16 protein-coding genes are annotated in these 17,145 nt (G+C 66.9%); 10 read left to right on the plus strand and 6 right to left on the minus strand.

From position 1 onward, the window contains the following. Nucleotides 1-38: 38 nt before the first annotated feature. Complete coding sequence (locus tag ACEN9Q_RS20250; RefSeq protein WP_495625800.1) at nucleotides 39-803, minus strand: CPBP family glutamic-type intramembrane protease; 765 nt, start codon at nucleotides 801-803, stop codon at nucleotides 39-41. Between the two features lie 795 nt (nucleotides 804-1,598). Here ACEN9Q_RS20250 and yacG point away from each other — a divergent pair. Beyond that, entirely contained in the window at nucleotides 1,599-1,706 is a 108-nt protein-coding gene (yacG, locus tag ACEN9Q_RS20255) for a DNA gyrase inhibitor YacG (RefSeq protein ID WP_082548071.1), read from the plus strand. Nucleotide 1,707: 1 nt separating this feature from the next. On the opposite strand, the gene ACEN9Q_RS20260 is transcribed toward yacG, so the two are convergent. Next, the gene (locus ACEN9Q_RS20260) at nucleotides 1,708-3,066 is read right to left on the minus strand and encodes an ATP-binding protein (protein ID WP_495625801.1); all 1,359 of its coding nucleotides are present in this window, start codon (nucleotides 3,064-3,066) and stop codon (nucleotides 1,708-1,710) included. 172 nt (nucleotides 3,067-3,238) lie between these two features. Between ACEN9Q_RS20260 and ACEN9Q_RS20265 the strand changes: the two genes are divergently transcribed. After that, nucleotides 3,239-4,111 carry an STAS domain-containing protein gene (locus tag ACEN9Q_RS20265; RefSeq protein ID WP_056443926.1) on the plus strand — a complete coding sequence of 291 codons (873 nt, stop codon included), beginning with the start codon at nucleotides 3,239-3,241 and terminating at the stop codon, nucleotides 4,109-4,111. Between the two features lie 190 nt (nucleotides 4,112-4,301). Here the strand turns inward: ACEN9Q_RS20265 and ACEN9Q_RS20270 are convergent, their stop codons facing one another. Next, nucleotides 4,302-6,143 (minus strand): glycoside hydrolase family 13 protein, encoded by a 1,842-nt coding sequence (locus ACEN9Q_RS20270; protein ID WP_495625802.1) that lies wholly within the window; start codon nucleotides 6,141-6,143, stop codon nucleotides 4,302-4,304. A gap of 126 nt (nucleotides 6,144-6,269) precedes the next feature. On the opposite strand from ACEN9Q_RS20270, the gene ACEN9Q_RS20275 reads away from it, so the two are divergent. Next, nucleotides 6,270-6,884, plus strand: coding sequence for an IMPACT family protein (locus ACEN9Q_RS20275; protein ID WP_495625803.1), 615 nt, complete (start codon nucleotides 6,270-6,272; stop codon nucleotides 6,882-6,884). A gap of 138 nt (nucleotides 6,885-7,022) precedes the next feature. Beyond that, complete coding sequence (locus ACEN9Q_RS20280; RefSeq protein ID WP_495625804.1) at nucleotides 7,023-8,192, plus strand: MFS transporter; 1,170 nt, start codon at nucleotides 7,023-7,025, stop codon at nucleotides 8,190-8,192. 518 nt (nucleotides 8,193-8,710) lie between these two features. Here the strand turns inward: ACEN9Q_RS20280 and ACEN9Q_RS20285 are convergent. Then, a complete protein-coding gene (locus ACEN9Q_RS20285) occupies nucleotides 8,711-9,673 on the minus strand; it encodes a choice-of-anchor A family protein (protein WP_495625805.1) in 963 nt (320 codons plus the stop codon). A 125-nt stretch (nucleotides 9,674-9,798) separates the two neighbouring features. Then, entirely contained in the window at nucleotides 9,799-10,635 is an 837-nt protein-coding gene (locus ACEN9Q_RS20290; RefSeq protein WP_495625806.1) for a DUF2306 domain-containing protein, read from the minus strand. Between the two features lie 136 nt (nucleotides 10,636-10,771). Here ACEN9Q_RS20290 and ACEN9Q_RS20295 point away from each other — a divergent pair, with 136 nt between their 5' ends. From ACEN9Q_RS20295 to ACEN9Q_RS20320, 6 genes are all read left to right on the plus strand, one after another. Further along, nucleotides 10,772-11,842 (plus strand): sensor histidine kinase, encoded by a 1,071-nt coding sequence (locus ACEN9Q_RS20295; protein WP_495625807.1) that lies wholly within the window; start codon nucleotides 10,772-10,774, stop codon nucleotides 11,840-11,842. Beyond that, the gene (locus ACEN9Q_RS20300) at nucleotides 11,839-12,612 is read left to right on the plus strand and encodes a LytR/AlgR family response regulator transcription factor (protein WP_495625808.1); all 774 of its coding nucleotides are present in this window, start codon (nucleotides 11,839-11,841) and stop codon (nucleotides 12,610-12,612) included. The genes ACEN9Q_RS20295 and ACEN9Q_RS20300 overlap by 4 nt, the downstream gene beginning before the upstream one ends. 100 nt (nucleotides 12,613-12,712) lie before the next feature. Then, complete coding sequence (locus ACEN9Q_RS20305; RefSeq protein ID WP_495625809.1) at nucleotides 12,713-13,477, plus strand: isocitrate lyase/PEP mutase family protein; 765 nt, start codon at nucleotides 12,713-12,715, stop codon at nucleotides 13,475-13,477. Continuing rightward, on the plus strand, nucleotides 13,474-14,670 hold the full coding sequence (locus ACEN9Q_RS20310; RefSeq protein ID WP_495625810.1) for a DUF4331 family protein: 1,197 nt from the start codon (nucleotides 13,474-13,476) through the stop codon (nucleotides 14,668-14,670). Before ACEN9Q_RS20305 ends, ACEN9Q_RS20310 begins: the two co-directional genes overlap by 4 nt. Next, the gene (locus tag ACEN9Q_RS20315; RefSeq protein WP_495625811.1) at nucleotides 14,667-15,488 is read left to right on the plus strand and encodes a DUF4198 domain-containing protein; all 822 of its coding nucleotides are present in this window, start codon (nucleotides 14,667-14,669) and stop codon (nucleotides 15,486-15,488) included. Before ACEN9Q_RS20310 ends, ACEN9Q_RS20315 begins: the two co-directional genes overlap by 4 nt. Continuing rightward, nucleotides 15,475-16,290, plus strand: a complete 816-nt coding sequence (locus ACEN9Q_RS20320) for a helix-turn-helix domain-containing protein (protein ID WP_495625812.1) — start codon at nucleotides 15,475-15,477, stop codon at nucleotides 16,288-16,290. Before ACEN9Q_RS20315 ends, ACEN9Q_RS20320 begins: the two co-directional genes overlap by 14 nt. A 6-nt stretch (nucleotides 16,291-16,296) precedes the next feature. On the opposite strand, the gene ACEN9Q_RS20325 is transcribed toward ACEN9Q_RS20320, so the two are convergent. Then, nucleotides 16,297-17,133 carry an HDOD domain-containing protein gene (locus ACEN9Q_RS20325; protein WP_056447205.1) on the minus strand — a complete coding sequence of 279 codons (837 nt, stop codon included), beginning with the start codon at nucleotides 17,131-17,133 and terminating at the stop codon, nucleotides 16,297-16,299. Nucleotides 17,134-17,145 lie beyond the last annotated feature (12 nt).

Raw genomic sequence — 17,145 nt, forward strand, 5'->3', positions numbered from 1 at the left:
GCATTTTTGTTCGCCGGGGTTTGGTTAGGCTCCTTCAACTACCCTACGATCGCGTCCACGATGTTCACAAGCCCGTTCCAGACGCAGTGGGCCAGGATCGAGGTTCCCAAGCCGAAGCGTAGACGCAGGAAACTGAGCACCAACCCGAGCACAAGCTGGGAGCTCACCGCGAAGACGACCAGCCCGGCACGCCAGCCGATCGCCGGGTCAGATACGTAGTTAATGATGTGGACGAGGGCGAACGCGAGCGCATAGCCGCGCACGATCAGCGGGTAGCGCGCGAGGAATGCACGGCCACGGCGCCAGCGCAGGATGGCTTCGGCCTCCGCCCCCATGCGGCGTCGGATGGCCACATCAATCAATAACGCCACGCTCGTCACGGCGGCAATTGCCAGCGGACTCTGCCATCCCTGCGCGAACAGGGCGATCAGCGCAGGCATCCCACACATCGTCCAGCGCGCGCTGCGTAGCCCCGCCCGAAACAGCAGCTCTTCCACGAGGGGGCCAACCGTCACGCTGAGGACCAGGAACGTTCCCCCCTCGACATCGATGCAGAACCTTAGCCCGATCAAGCTTCGTAACAACAGCAAAGTTGGTATCGACACCAGCAGCGCGAACAGCGCAGTGAACGCAAACAGCGTGGCAATTGTCCGAAACACCCGGCCCGGCTTTTCACGGCGGGGATGGCCACGCGTGGGCAATCTGACGAAGACAAAGAATTCCGCGAGGTCGGCAGGCAGACGCGTCTTTCCGCTCCTTGCGCCGTGCGCGACGCTGCTGTCCAGATTGGTCGTGGGGATCAAGAAATTCCTTGGTTATCTCGTCATGTCCGCTTGTGGCCGAACCCGGCCATTCAGCTCAGCATAGCAGGTTGCCGAACTGAAAAATTCGCGGACTGTCACGACAGGCGGCTCTCGACCGAGGCTGTGTAAAAACGCGAAATCTGCCCGTTTTCACGGGCCTCTTTATCATTCCCGACCTCGAAAAAACGCTGTAGCGGCCGCTCTAAGAGGCCGGGCGCGGGCGCCGCGCCACCCAGTTTGCGTTTTTACACAGCCTGGACCCTAAGCAGACGTACTGGTACTGCTTTTTCGTCTTCGCATCCAACGCCGCCACGCCGATGCACTGATCGAGACCGCGAGCATCCAAAACAAGAACGCAAGACCAAGCCGTGGCCACAGAAGGTCATCCATACCTATCGCTATCGACAGAGGGTCTCTGGCCACCGAGCCGACTGGTGATATCGCCTGACTATCTGCAAGGAATGGCAGCGGAAACCCGTACGCGAGTACCGCGCAGTCGATGGACGTGCCCAGCTTGCCGCAGACCGCTGTGACGTGTCCCGGCACGACCAGCGACAAGTATGTGAGAGCGACTGCACTTACGAAGCACGATGCAATCGACTTCACGCGCAAAACCGTTCTACTCATCGGCGCCCTTGCCATCGTTAAGCTTCCTTCTCCTTCACCCTGGTCTGCTTCCTGGCCGACCGCTGCCGTCAGTGCACGGCAGGAACCGCCCCGAAGCCGTCGTTCAATGGGTTCGACTCGACTTACTCGGTTTCGTTATTGTGACCTCCACGCCGAAGCCATACTCCGATGAGCCTGCGGAGCAAGTCGAATGCCTCCGCCAACAAATACCGCCCATGCCGCTCGGAACGCTGCAAGCAGATCGACCTGGGCACGTGGGCTGGGGCACCGGCGTAGATCAGCCCGACGCGAACAGCTTCAGGCGCACGTCGAACGTGCTGCCCAGGCCGGCGCCGGCGCTGCGGCCTTCGACGCTCCCGCCATGCGCCTCGACGAGACTTTTGACGAGCGCGAGCCCGAGTCCCAGGCCGCTATTGCGAGCATCCGACGAACGCTCCGCCTGGGTGTACAGGTCGAACAGGTGCGCCATCGCACCGGGCGCGATGCCGATGCCGTTGTCGGCCACCCGCACCAGCAGCCAATGCGCGTCCAGGTGCAAGCTGACGTCGATGCGACCCCCGTCCGGTGTATAGCGGATCGCATTCCCCAGCAGATTCGCGACGATCTGGATGAGCCGGGTGCGGTCGCCATCCACGATGCACGGTGTGCACGGCACATGCTGCACAACGGCGTGGCCCTTCGCGCTTGCCGCCGGCGCGTGCTGCTCGACAGCGGCACCGACCACGTCCCGCATGTCGATCGCGGTACGGCTGAGCGACACCAGGCCGCGGCTGACGCGCGAGACGTCGAGCAAGTCCTCGACAAGGCGGCTCATGTGCCCGCTTTGGCGCGTGATCAGCTGGCCCAGCTTGACGCCCTGGCTACCCTGGTCGACGCCGTAATCGCGCCCCTTTTCCAGCAGCTGGGCCGCCATTGCCACCGCCGACAGGGGCCCGCGCAGTTCGTGGCTGAGGATGGACAGGAATTCATCCTTGCGCCGGTCGGCCGAGACCAGTGCGCTGGCTTTTTCGTTCAGGCGCACGTTCAGCGCCTCGACTTGTTCGTTGGTGCGTTCCAGGCAGGCCGTCACCGCCAGCAATTCATCCTGTTTCGCCTGCAGCGCCGCCAGCGCATCGCTCAGTTCGTTGTTCTGGTGGTGGGCATCGGACAGCGCGACCGCGCTCGGCAGCGCGGCAAGCTGGGACATGGCCATGTCGATGGCGCCGAGATCGAGTTCCATCTCCTGGGCTGGAAAAGCCTGGGCCACGACGATCTGCGTACCCGCGGCCCCGATCCCGATCGCGCAACTGTCCATCAGGCGCTGCACGGCCAAGATGCGGCCATCGCCGCCCTGGCGCCCGGCGTCTTCCGGGCCGCCCCGCCCTTCGTCGTCGACTGCCACCACGAACGCCTGGCGCCCGTCGAGTTCGCCGATGAAGAAGCGCACGCTGCCGCGGGATGCGTGGATGCAGGCATTGCGGGCCAGTTCCGAGACGGCCGTTACAATACGGGTCTGCTCGTGGTTGCCAAAGCCGCACAAGGCGGTGATCTGGCGCGCACGCAGGCGCGACGCGATGACGTCGATCTCGCTGCGGATGGCCACCGTCAACAGGAGGTGCAGCGGGGCGTGGTTCTCCAGAATGGCGTCGGATGGCATATGTCGCATCCCCGCATTATCCGCCAGGAAAGCTCGCTGGTGTTGCAATCGTTTTGCAAACTTCGCAAGTGTGCACGGGGACAGGTGGTATAGTCGATCGGTTATACCCACGAGACCCGATGCCCGCTCGGTCGGTTGATGAAGTACACAGCTGGACCGACACGGAGCAACGATGACCGCCACCACGCCCCCAACCACGACCTCCTACCTTTCCCATTTCACCGACTTCCTTGAGGCGCAGCGCAACGCCATCCAGGCCCAGTGGGAAGCGCATCTCGACATCCACACGCTGGCCAACCGCAAGGTCAACAGGGAGATGCAACGCAGCCAGTGCGCCGATTTCATGACGGCCTTCGTGAAAGCGATGCGGGATGAGCCCACCGCGAACATCGAAAGCCGCGCCTGGAACGACATGCGCAAGGTGCTGGAAGAGATATCGTCCACGCGCGCCAAGGCGGGCTCGACGGCCAGCGACACGGCCGCCTTCATCTTTTCGATCAAGCAGCCGATCTTCGCGCTGCTGCGCGACAGCCTGGCCGGGCAGCCAACCGTCCTGGCCAGCGCCGTATGGACGCTCAGCACGGTGCTGGACGGCCTGGGCTTGTACACAGTCGAGCAGTTTCAGCGCGGCCGCGACCAGATCGTCGCGCGCCAGCAGCTTGAATTGCTGGAGCTGTCGACGCCGGTCATCAGCCTGTGGAAAGGCGTGCTGGCCTTGCCGCTGATCGGCACGCTCGACAGCATGCGTGCCCAGGTCGTCATGGAAAGCATCCTGGAAAAAATCGTGTCGACCGGCGCGACGATCGCCATCATCGATATCACGGGCGTGCCCACCGTCGACACGCTCGTCGCCCAGCACTTGATGAAGACCATCGCGGCCGCGCGCCTGATGGGCGCGGATTGCATCATCAGCGGCATCCGTCCGCAGATCGCCCAGACCATCGTCCACCTCGGCGTCGACCTGCAGAACGTGACAACCAAGGCGACCTTGGCCGATGCCTTCGTGGTGGCGCTTGAGCGGACCGGCGCGCGCACGAGCTTCTGAACCACTGCCAGGGCCAGCCTCGCGCGCGAGTTCACACGACCGGCCGGTTCAGGGCGAGGCTGTGTAAAAACGCAAATCGGGCTGCCACCGCGCGATACTCGGCCTCCCAAAACGCGCGCTACGGCATGTTCTCGAGATCGGGAATGGTAAAGAGACCCTTGGCATTACGCGGATTATCGCGCCACACCCGCTACCACGCGACGACGACGGACGTCATCGGCGGCAGCGCCAGCGGCGCGCGCAGGTCGACGTTCGCGCCGGTCAGCACGTTGCGTCCCTGGCGCGCGTCCTTGACCATGCCGCCGAAGCGCGCCAGGTCCAGCTGCGTCGCCCGCGGATTCTTGTTCAGCACCACCATCACCGTCTGCTTGCCGTCGTGGCGGAAATAGACGTAGTGCCCGTCGCGCGGGATGTAGTGGGTCAGTTTGCCGTACTTGACGGCGGAACTGGTCTTGCGCCAGTTGAACAGCGTGCGCACGAGGTGCTGCATGTCGCGCTGGCCGTCCGACAGGCCGGCGCCCGTGAACGCATTCACCTTGTCGCCCGCCCAGCCGCCCGGCATGTCCGCGCGCAGCACGCCGTCGTTGCGCTCCTTCGGGCCCTGCATCAGCATTTCCGTCCCGTAGAACATCTGCGGGATGCCGCGCGTCGTCGCCATCAGGATCAGGTCTGTTTTCAGCAGATCGACGTTGCCGTCGACCTGCGCCAGCGCGCGCGGACGATCGTGGTTGTCGGGGAAGACCATCAGCTTGAGCGGATCGGCATACAGGTAGTCGGCCGCGATGGTCTCGTAGATCCTGATGAGGCCCTGGCCGCCGTCTTCCGGCGCCGTCAGCGCCTTCGGTGCCGTGTCCACGAGCGGGAAATCCATCACGGACGGCAGCCCGGAACGATAGCCGTCGCGGTTGACGACGCCCTTCTGCCAGTACGCGACCATGTACGGGCGATCGTCCATTTCCTCGCCGACGACGTTCAGGTGCGGATATTCCGCGGCCACGGCGCGGTTCCAGTCGAGCAGGAAGCCGGGGTCGGCATACGAATACGTGTCTTCGCGGATGCCGGACAGGTTCGCGTACTCGATCCACCACAGCGTATTCTGGATCAGGTAGCGCGCCGCCAGCTTGTTTTTCTGGTTCACGTCCGGCATCGCGGTGTCGAACCAGCCGTCGAAGAAGCGCGCCCTGTCTTCCGGCGCCGCGTGGATGTCCTGGGCGACCGTGTGCTGGTTGTTCGTCTGCACGTACGTCTTGCCGTGGTTGATCCAGTCGGACGCCGGCATGTCCTGCATCCACCAGTGGCCCGAGCCGATGTGGTTCAGGACGACGTCGTGGATCACGCCCAGGCCGCGCGCATTGGCCGCCGCCACGTAGTTGCGGTAGTCCTCGTTGCTGCCGAAGCGCGGATCGACCTTGTAGTAATCGGTCAGCGCATAGCCGTGATAGGAGTACGCCTGCTGGTTGTTTTCGAGCAGCGGCGTGGGCCAGACCATCGTGAACCCGAGGCCGCGGATGTAATCGAGCTGCGCCTGCATGCCGGCCAGGTCGCCGCCATGCCGCTTCGTCGGAACGGTGCGGTCGCTCTGTTCGCGCATGCCGGCATCGTCGTTGGCCGGATTGCCGTTCGAGAACCGGTCGGGGACGAGCAGGTAGACGGCGTCGCCGGAATCGAAGCCGCGCCGCTGCGCCGACCCGGTGCGGCGCGCTTCCAGGCGATAGGGGTACGTGGCGACGATCTCCTTGCCGCGCTTGAACTGCAGCTTGACTTCGCCGGGCCGGGCGGTCGCGCCGATCTTCAGGTTCACGAACAGGAAATTCGGATTGTCCGTGCGCTCCACGCCGGCGATGCGCACGCCGGGGTAAGCCAGCGCCGGCTCCAGCTCGGCGATCCTGTCGCCATGCACCATCACCTGCAGGTCGGACCAGGTCATGCCGACCCACCAGTTCGGCGGTTCCACGTGCTGGATCGCATACGGCGCGGCGCCGGCCCAGAGGGCGGGCAACCAGGCCGAGACGGCCAAAATCAGTTTCTTCATGATGTCCCCAGAATAATTTGTAGTAAAGTAACATCATGAATCATTGAATTCAAGCCGATTCTCCCGTCAAATGTAGTTTTACTCCCATGTGCGACATGTCCAGAAATACAGTAAGCTGTACGCCCCATGCCGCAGACCATCCTCACCCCCGTCCATCACGAACTGATCATCAAGAAGAGCCGCTTCATCGCCTGCGTCCAGCCGATGCCGGACCGGGCCGGGGCGCAGAAGATCGTGGCGGGGCTGCGGGCCGCGCATCCGGGCGCGGCGCACGTGTGCTGGGCGCTGCTGGCGGGTGGGCAATCGGCCGCCGTGGACGACGGCGAGCCCAGCGGCACGGCCGGACGCCCCATGCTGGACGTGCTGCGCCACCAGGACCTGGAAGGCGTGCTGGCGACCGTCGTGCGCTATTTCGGCGGCATCAAGCTGGGCGCGGGCGGGCTCGTGCGCGCCTACACGGACAGCGTGGCCCAGGCGCTGCTGGCCGCGCAAAAAATGCCGATCATCCGCCAACGCCACCTGCGCTGCGACGCGCCCTACCCGCTCGAGGGCCTGATCCGGCGCGAACTGGATGCGGCCGGCGCCACGCTGGACGCCGTCCGGCACGCGGACGCCGTCTCGTTCGCCTTCCACCTGCCGGACGGCAAGGCGGCGGCATTCGTCGCCCGCCTGAACGAAGCGGGCAATGGCCGCATCCTGTGGATCGAGGAAAACGAGGACCCGCAAGCGGACTCGGCCTGATACCGCTATCATCCGAGGCTATACCGGACATCACGACTCAAAAGCGGACTCACCTGTCGTGAGCCGCCATAATGTCCGGTTCCTCCACCCCCGCGCGGTCTTTTTTCGCCCGGGTCGTCAATACAAAGCGAACGAACAATGATCAAGAAGAGCCTGGTTCCCCTGGCCCTGGGCGGTTTCGGTATCGGCATGACGGAATTCGTCATGATGGGCATCCTGCCCGATATCGCAACCGGCCTTGACATCTCCATTCCCCAAGCGGGCTACCTGATTTCGGCCTATGCGGTCGGCGTCGTCGCGGGCGCGCCGACGCTCGTCAGCATGCTGTCGCACCGTCCGCCGCGCAGCGTGCTGATCTGGTTCATGCTGATGTTCACGGCGTTCAACGCGCTGTCCGCGTTCGCGCCCAACTTCCACACGATGCTGCTGTTCCGCTTCCTGGCCGGCCTGCCGCACGGTGCGTTCTTCGGCGTCGGCGCCGTCGTCGCGACGCGCCTGGCCGACAAGGGCAAGGAAGCGGCCGCGCTCGCCAGCATGTTTTCCGGGCTGACCATCGCGAACGTGCTGGGCGTACCGGCCGGGACCTGGCTCGGCCACAATATGAGCTGGCGCTTCGTGTTCCTCATCGTGGCCGCCATCGGCCTCGCGACGATGATCATGCTGCACAAGCTGATCCCGTATTTCGAAGCGACGCCGGGCGCCGGCCTGCGCCAGGACCTGAAAATCTTCCGCAAGCGGAACCTGTGGCTGGCGCTCGGCATCACGTCGATCGGCACGGGCGGCTTCTTCGCCTGGCTCAGCTATATCGCACCGCTGCTGACGGACGTCACCCGCTTCCACGCCAACACGATTCCGCTGATCATGACGGCGGTGGGCGTCGGCATGACGGTCGGCGTCCACGCGGGCGGCAAGCTGGCCGACCGCATGCCGCCGCTGACGGCCATCATCCTGCTGCTGATCTCGATGGTTGCCCTGCTGTGCCTGAACGCGCTGCTGGCATGGTCGCAGCCCGCGATGATGGTGCTGGCGTTCGCCGTCGGCGCGAATGCGCTGGCGCTCGGACCGCCGATCCAGATGCTCTTGATCGAGCACTCGCGCGAAGCGGAGATGCTGGGTTCGTCGCTGGGCCAGTCCGGTTTCAACATCGGCAATGCCCTGGGCGCATTCCTCGGCGGGATTCCGCTGACCCTGGGTTATTCGTACGCGTCGCCGCAATGGGTGGCAGCCGGCCTGGCGCTGTCCGGCGTCGTGCTGGCGCTCGCGATGCGGGCGCATGGACGGCGCTCGGTGGTGGCGGTGCCGGCGTAACGTCGTTCCCGCGGAGGCGGGAACCCAGTCTGTGTGCAGATCGATACGCTTGAAACAGGTCGATATGCTTGAGTAACGTCGTTCCCGCGCAGGCGGGAACCCAATCTGCGCGCAGCTGGATTACGCTTGAAGCAGGTCGATATGCTTGATACTTGGGTCCCCGCCTGCGCGGGGACGACGGATCATGCCGATATGCTTGAGTAACGTCGTTCCCGCGCAGGCGGGAACCCAGTCTGCGCGCGGATCGATACGCTTGAAGCAGGTCGATATGCTCGAAACTGAGGCCCCCGCCTGCGCGGGGACGACGGATCATGCCGATACGCGTGAAGCATGCCGATACGCTCGAGTAACGTCATTCCCGCGCAGGCGGGAACCCAATCTGCGCGCAGCTGGATTACGCTTGAAGCAGGTCGATATGCTTGATACTTGGGTCCCCGCCTGCGCGGGGACGACGGACCATGCCGATATGCTTGAGTAACGTCGTTCCCGCCTGCGCGGGGACGACGGATCATGCGCCATCAGGCCTGTCGGCGCTTCCGCCTCGCCACACCCGCCGCCGCCAGCCCGGCCAGCACCAGCGCCACGCTGCCCGGCTCCGGCACGTGCGCCGGGGTGTCGTTGTCGTTCGGCCCCGTTTTCAGCCCGGCGATGTCGACCGCGTTGAAATAATGATTCGAATTGACCTGGACCGTCGACGACCAGGTATCGACGATCACGTTGCCGTTGATGACGCCCCAGTTCGCGGTCTGCGTCGCATACGGCGCCAGCACGCTGCCGATCACGCCGCGCACGTCGATGCTCGTCGCTTCGTAAAAGTTGAACAGCACGTTGTAGCCGGCGAGCGGCTCGAAGCTGATGCCGCCGTTATTGAAGGTGCCGGCGCCGCCGCTCACGTTGAAGACGAGCGTCTCGCCCGGCACCAGTTGTTCCAGGGTCCAGCTGCTGGAATTCGCGAACAGGTCCGACGACACATCGAAGACGTCGACGCCGCCGCTCCCGTTGCCCGTCACCTTGACGCCGCTCCACAGGCGCGTCACCGAGCCGGTCGGATCGAGGTCCGACAACGCATCGGCCACGCCCTTGTAATAGTTTGATGTCGCCTTGAAATCGACGGGATTGGTGGTCGACATGTCCGGCGTCGCCGCCCACGTCAGCGCGCTCGTGCCGCCCACGTAAGCCTTGCCGTTCTCGATCGAGCCGCCCTGCAACGCCAGGTTGCCGCCGGCGACGAGCGCATAGCCGTCCGTGCCGAATGCATCCTTGTTGTTGTGATTGATCGAATAACTGGAAATCGTGACATTGCCGCCGGCCACGACCGCGCCCTCGACGTCGCTCGACGGCGCCGTGAAGTCGTGGATCGCATACAGGTTCGCGCCGCCCACGGGTGCCATCAGGTTCAGCACGGCCGCGTTGGCGGAACCGCCGAGGAGGGCGAAAGCGAGGGTGACGGGAGCGAGCATGACAGGCCGGATGGAATGCATGATATTTCTCAATAGAAATTTTTGGTACTACACAGTACCATCATTTCCGGTATCGTTCTAATTCTTTTTAGAAATAACTGTTATCTTCCATGCCATATGCTTGATGCGACGCGCGGCATGCCCGACTACATGTGCGGCAGCCACATGCCCACCGTCGCGACGGCGATGCCCACGCCCAGCGCCAGCGTCAGCGCGGACAGGACGCCCGCCATGAACCAGTGCGCGCCGGCGCCGCCGCGTGCGCGGCAGACGAGGTAGGTTTCCAGGACAGCGAGCGGCAGCAGGAATTGGGCGAACGCCAGGAAACTCAGGAACGGCCCCCGGAACGTGCCAGGGTCGAACCCCGCGGGACCGCCGTTCACCGCCAGCCAGAACATCAGGCCGACGCGGAAGAACCACACGCCGCTGACGGCGAGGAACAGGCGCATTGCCCAGCGGCGGTGCGCGGCGACGTCGCGCATGCGGATGCGCTGCAGCGCCATCCCCGCGAACGCCAGCACGAGCATGCCGTTGACGCTCGTGCCGATGTGCTGGACGACGTCGCCGACCGCCCCGCGCCACCAGACCATGTAGATGCCGGTGACGCTCGCGCCGACGGCGGCGGCGAGATAGATCCTGCCGTTCCAGCGGTGGAACGCGGGCGCCCGCGCGCGCAGGCGGGGAACCAGTTGCAGCGCCCCACTCAGCATGATCGTGGCCGCCGTCAGCAGGTGGATGCCGGTGGCGGCGTTCCCCGCGCCGTCACCGGCCACGTGACCATGCGTCATCACCGTATTCCATTGCCCGAAGCTTCCCCGGACCGCCGCCCCGCCATACAGCAGCACGACATAGGCCGCGAAGACGAGTTGTCCGGCCACCGTCACGACGAACCACAGCGTTGCCGCCCACGCCAGCGCCCGTGCGGCCCGGCCGTGCGTGCTGCCGGCGCGCCAGGAGGCGGTGATTGCATTACCCGATACCATTGTTGTTCTCCCTCGGATGATCGATACGGCAGTTATCCATTTCCCGCTCCCGGGCACAAGACGGTTGGGCGAACGATGCGACCGGCGACGGTTTCCGGGACTTGAACGACGGTCGGGTTGCAGGTATCGTGGCTCGATGTCCCCGACGACGCCCTCTCTCCGCCCAGCCAGCGTCCTGCTGCCGACCGCCCGGCAGGCCGCCGTGGTCGCCGTCTTCACCTTGTCGCTGTCCTGGCTGCTGCACGTGCTGAGCGGCACGTCCTATCTCGGCGTCTTCGGCCGCATCGGCTTCATCGGCGCGGCGCTGCTGATGGCCTACTCGGTTGCCGGCGCACTGCGTCCACGCTGGATGGGACTGGGGCCCGCGCGCCTGGCGGCGGTCGTGCTGACGGCGCCCGTGGCGGCCCTCGTCACTGCCCTGGTGACGCAACGGAGCCATTTCATCGCCTATCTCGGCGACACCCAGACGCTGGTCGGACACTTCCTGATGGTGTTCCTGGCGATCTTTTTCGGCGTGCTGTTTTCCCTGGTCGCGATGCGCAACGAGCGCAGGGAGCGCGAACGGGCCGACCGGCTCGGGGTCGAACTGGAAAAGAACCGGCTTGAGCGCGAACTGCTGGACGCGCGCCTGCGCATGCTGCACGCGCAGATCGAACCGCATTTCCTGTTCAATACGCTGTCCAATGTCGAAGCCCTCGTGGCCTCCGGCTCCCCCAACGCGGGGCCGGTGCTGCGCCACCTCATCGCCTACCTGCGGGCCGCAATGCCGCGCCTGAACGATGCCGACGCCACCCTGGAGACGGAACTGCAGCTGGTCCGTTCCTACCTGGAGCTGATGCAGCTGCGCATGCCCGACCGCCTGCAGTTCACGGTGGCGGCGCCGGCGCGGGCGGGCGCCTTGCGCTTCCCCGCGATGGCGCTGCTCACGCTGGTCGAGAACGCGATCCGGCATGGCATCGATCCCAACATCGACGGCGGCCGCATCGACGTGGGCGGCCGCTGCGACGACACGACGGGCGCGATGGTCCTGTGGGTCGACGACACCGGCAAGGGCATGTCGGAAACGGCGCAGCCCGGCACCGGCCTGTCGAACCTGCGCACCCGCCTGCACGCCTTCTACGGCGAGGGCGCGCGCGTCGACCTGCACGAGGTGGTCCCGCACGGCGTGCGCGTCGAACTGCATTTCTACCCTGGAGGCAAGCCATGAAGCCGTGCACCGCACTCATCGCCGACGACGAACCGCTGCTGCGCGAACGCCTGCGCACCCACCTGGCGGCCCTGTGGCCGGGATTGCGGCTTGTCGACGACGCGCGCAACGGTCCCGAGGCGCTCGAGCTGTTCGCCCAGCACCAGCCCGATATCGTGTTCCTGGACATCCACATGCCGGGGCAGAACGGCATCGACACGGCGCGCCAGCTGGCCCGCCGGGCCCACGTCGTATTCGTGACCGCCTACGAGCAATACGCCGTGCAGGCGTTCCAGCAGGGCGCCATCGATTACATCGTCAAGCCGATCGACGAGGCCCGCCTGGCCGATACCGTGCAACGCCTGCAGCGCCAGCTGGCCCTGCCGCCGCCGGCGCATGCCGCGCTGGACGCCATGCTCGACCAGCTCGCGGCCCGGCTGGAACGGCGCGGCAAGCCGGCGTCGCCGTGGCTCCAGTGGATCAAGGCGTCGGTGGGCACCAGCCTGCGCCTGATCCCCGTCGACCAGGTGCGCTTCCTGCGCGCGGACGACAAGTACACCCGCGTCGTGTGGGACGAAGGCGAAGCGTTGATCCGCAAGGGCATCCGCGAACTGGCCGAGCAGCTGGACCCCGAGCGCTTCGTCCAGACGCACCGCTCCGTCATCGTCAACCTGGCATGCGTGAGCGAAGTCGTCAGGGGCATGAACGAGACGGCGGACCTGCATATCCGCGGCCATGACGAGGTGCTGCCGGTCAGCCGGAACTACCTGTACCACTTCCGGCAGATGTAGGTCCATGACCTCGGAGGTCAATTTTCCATGACCTCGCGGGTGATTGAGCCCGCCCCGCCGAACCGCGACACTGTGGTCTCCACCAACGCAGGAGTCCATCATGTCCGACCAAGTCCTCAAAGCCCACGCCTTCCGCGCGCTGCACGCGCCGGGAGCGCCGCTGGTCCTGTTCAACTGCTGGGATGCCGGCAGCGCCAGGGCGATCGCCGCCGCCGGTGCGCGGGCGGTCGCCACCGCCAGCTGGGCCGTCGCCGCCGCCAACGGCTACGCCGACGGCGAACACCTGCCGCGCGAGCTGGCCATCGCCAACATCGGCCGCATCGCGCGCACGGTCGCGCTGCCCGTGACGGCCGACCTGGAACGCGGCTACGGCGAGACGCCGCTCGACGTCGCCGACACCGTCACGCAAGCCATCCGCGCCGGCGCGGTCGGGTGCAACCTGGAAGACGGCATCGACGCCGGCGGCCTGCGCCCCGCCGCCGAGCAGGCCCCGCGCCTGCAGGCGGCGCGCGAGGCGGCCAACCGGCTCGACGTCCCGCTCTTCATCAACGCCCGCACCGACGGCTTCCTGCTCGCCGCGGCGGACGCGCACGACGATGCCCTGCTCGACGCCACGCTGGAGCGCGCCCGCCTGTACGCCGCGCACGGTGCCGACGGCCTGTTCGTGCCCGGCCTCGTCGATGCCGCGCTGATCGAACGGCTCGTGCGCGCGTCACCGTTGCCCGTCAACCTGATGGCCGCCGCCGGCACGCCGCCGCCGGCGGCCTTGCGCGCCCTCGGCGTCGCGCGCCTGAGCCACGGTCCCGGCCCGTACCTGCTGGCGATGCGCGCGCTCGAAGACGCCGCGCGCGGGGCCGCGGTATGAAGCGCATCCGGCTCGCGCTCGCGGCGCTGTGCTTGAGCACGGCCGCGCTGGCATCCGACCACCTCGATTCGCCCAGGGTCATCGCCGATCCGCGCGTGGACATCGGCGACATCTACGCGTGGACCTCGACCGACGGACGCCGGCTCAACCTCGCGATGACCATCGTCGGCCACGTCTTCGACAAGGATGCGGAATACGCCTTCCACATCGACAGCGGCCCGCGCTTTCCCGACACGACGGCGCGCACCGACATCGTCTGCCGCTTCGCCTCGATGGCGCAGGCGGACTGCCTGATCGGACGTGACGAAGCGATCCAGGGCGACCCAAGCCGGCCGGCGGGATTGCTCAGCGCGAGCGGCCGCAGCCGGCTCTTCGCGGGCCTGCGCGACGACCCGTTCTTCAACAACGTGAAGGGTTCGCGCGACGCGTTCGACCTGGCGACGGCCACGCTCAAACAGAGCGTCCCGCGCGACGCCGCGGGCTGCCCCGCCTGGACGCCCACGCAGACCGCCGCCATCCTCGACCGCTGGCGCCACACGGACGGCGGCCCGGCCCGCAACTTCCTCGCAGGCTGGACGCCGGCCGCCATCGTGCTGTCCGTGGACCTGTCGCTCGTCGACCGCGGCGGCCCCGTGCTGGCCGTGTGGGCCGACACGACGGTCGACGACGTCCGCATCGACCGCATGGGCCGGCCGCTGACGGGCAACGGCCTGCTGGCCCACCTGGGCAGCGACGAGGAAGCCGACGCCTACAAGCTCGCCTACAACGCCGCGACGCCGGAGACGGCGGACGCATTCGTGCCCGTCATCGCAAGGTCGCTCGCGCTGTACGACGGCTACGACGGCCAGTGCGGCAACCAGCTCATGATCGACCATGCCGCGCCGCCGGCGGCGCGCTACACGCCGCTGGCCAGGCTGCTGGCCGACGACCGGCTGTGGGTCGACAGTACATCGGCCACGTGCACGCAGCTGTTCGCCGTGGAACTGGCGGCGCTGCCGGGCGGAGACCGCTGGCGCAAGGACTGCGGCGGCCGCACCCTGCATTACGATGCCGTGAACGTCTACCGCTCGCTGCTCGCCAGCGGGACAAACGATGCGATCACGGACGGCGTGCGCGCGGACGACCGGCAGCATTCGGATGCGGTGTTCCCGTTCCTGGCCGCGCCCAACGATGCGAAGGCGGCCTACCCATGATCGCGCGCCTGCTGACGGCCGCCGCCCTGTGCCTGCCCCTCGCGGCCGGCGCGCACGACTTCTGGGTGAATCCCGACCGCTTCGTCGTCTCGGTCGGCGCCAGCACGGGACTGAGCATGCAGGTCGGCCACGGCGACGCGCGCCGGACCTCGGCGATCCCGTCGCGCCGCATCCTGCGTTTCGCGGCGTGGACGCCGGGCGGCGAGGTCATCGACCTGCGCGGCGACGGCAAGCTCGCACCGACTGAAGCGGGACTGCATCTGCTGGTGCTGGAAACGGACGCGAACGCGCAAAGCCATTTGCCCGCCGACCGCTTCAACGCCTACGTGAAGGAAGAAGGCTTGTGGCCCGCGGCGGCCGCGCGCGAACAGCGGGGCACGACGGGACGGGACGCCATCGAGCGTTACCGGCGCGTGGCGAAAGCCCTCGTGCAGGCGGGCGCGCCCGGCGAAGGCAACCAGGACCTGGCGATGAAGCGGGTCGGCCTGCCGCTGGAAATCGTGCTGGTCGCGCCGCTGTCGGACCCGGACGGCGGCGACACGCTGGCGGCGCAGGTCGTCTTCGAGGGCCGTCCGCTGGCGGGCGCGCTGGTGAAGCTCACGGATCTCGACCACGATGCCACGCCGGCCGCCGCGCAAGTCACGGACCGCGACGGGCTGGTGCGCCTGCGCCGTCCGCCGCCGGGCAACTGGCTCCTGAACGTGATCTGGACCACGCCCCTGTCCGGCGCCGAAGGCATCGACTTCGACACCATCTTTTCGAGCCTGAGTTTCGGTGTGCCGCCTGCCGGGTTATCATCCGGCCATGCCCCCTCTTGATCTCGCTCCCGTCCCCGTCGGCCTCCTCCTGCGCGAATGGCGCGCCGCGCGCCGCCTCAGCCAGCTCGACCTGGCGCTGGACGCGAACATCTCCGCGCGCCACCTCAGTTGCATCGAGACGGGCAAGGCGCAGCCCAGCAGACCCCTGCTGATGCGCCTCGCCGACGTGCTGGACATGCCGCTGCGCGAACGCAACGCGCTGCTGCGCGCGGGCGGCTATGCGCCGGGCTATCCCGAGAGCGGCCTCGATACGCCGGCGATGGACCGGATCAACAAGGCGATCGCCTTCATCCTCGAGCAGCAGGAGCCCTATCCGGCCTTCCTCATGAACCGGCACTGGGACATCCTCGCGGCGAACCAGGCGGCGCAGCGCATCAACGGCTTCCTGCTCGACGGACGGCCGCCCCGGCATGCGAACATGCTGCGCACGGTGTTCGACCCGGACGACCTGCGCGGCCGCATGACGAACTGGGACGATGTGGGGAGCACGCTGATCGGCCACCTGCACGCGCTGATCGCCGGTTCGCCGACGGACCTGAAAGCCCGCGCGCTGCTCGACGAAGTCCTGGCCTATCCCGACGTGCCGTCGCGCTGGCGGCTGCGCGACCTGGACCGGCCGCCCGCGCCGCTGCTGACGACGGAGTTCCGGCACCGCGGCGTGGCATTGAGCTTCTTTTCGACGATCACGACGTTCGGCACGCCGCGCGACATCACCATCGACGAGCTGCACATCGAGTCGTGCTTTCCGATGGACGAGGCGACGGCGCAGTTCTGCCGCGCCGTCCGCGAAACAAACGGCTGAGCGCCGTCAGACGAGCAGCGCGCCGCCCATCGACGCGCTGATCTCGGCCGCCTCGTCGATCATGCGATTGAGGCTGTCCTCGTCGAGCAGGTAGTCGAGCGCGCTCTCGCTGTGTTCGGGCAGCGGCGCGCGCGCCGTGCCGAGCGGCGACGGCACGCTGGCATACAGGTTGGCCAGCAGCAGGGTGTCGAGCAGGGTGGCGGGCGGCATGTGCAGCCAGGCGCCGCGCAGCTCGAAAATCGCGTCGGCGACGGGCTCGGGCAGCGCCAGCTTGCGCGCCACTTCGCGCGTGACGACGTCCTCGCACAGCTCGGCCCATTTTTCCGGATCGTCGTCCAGCAGGCCCGGAAAACCGTCGGCGCGCGACAACAGGTAAAAGCCGCCGACCTCGTGGACGATGCCGGCGAACATGGCCGTGTCGGGATTGACGAACGTGACGCGGCGCGCGAATACATGGGCCAGCGCGGCCACCTGCACCGTGTGTTCCCACAACTGCTCGGCCTTGGCGCGCAGGTCGGGGTCCTCGATGCGGGCGCCGAACTGGCGCACCACGAGGCTCGCGACGAGCATCTGCAGGTTGCGGTAGCCGACCCGCGTCACGGCCGAGCGCACGTTGGTGATCGGACTGCCGCCCGTGTTGAACGTCGAGGAATTGGCCAGCGCCACCGTGCGCGCGGCCAGCTGCGGCTCGCCCAGCACGAGGCGGATCGCATCCTCCAGGTGGCAATCGGGATCGTTCAGCGCGTGCTGCAGGCGCAGCACGGCGTTCACGCTGGTGGGAAAGGAAATCTCACCGCGCGCCGCTTGGGCGGCGATGGTTCCGAAGGCTTCGAGTCTGTTCACGGCCGCGATTAT

This window comes from Massilia sp. Masssp93, assembly GCF_059491295.1.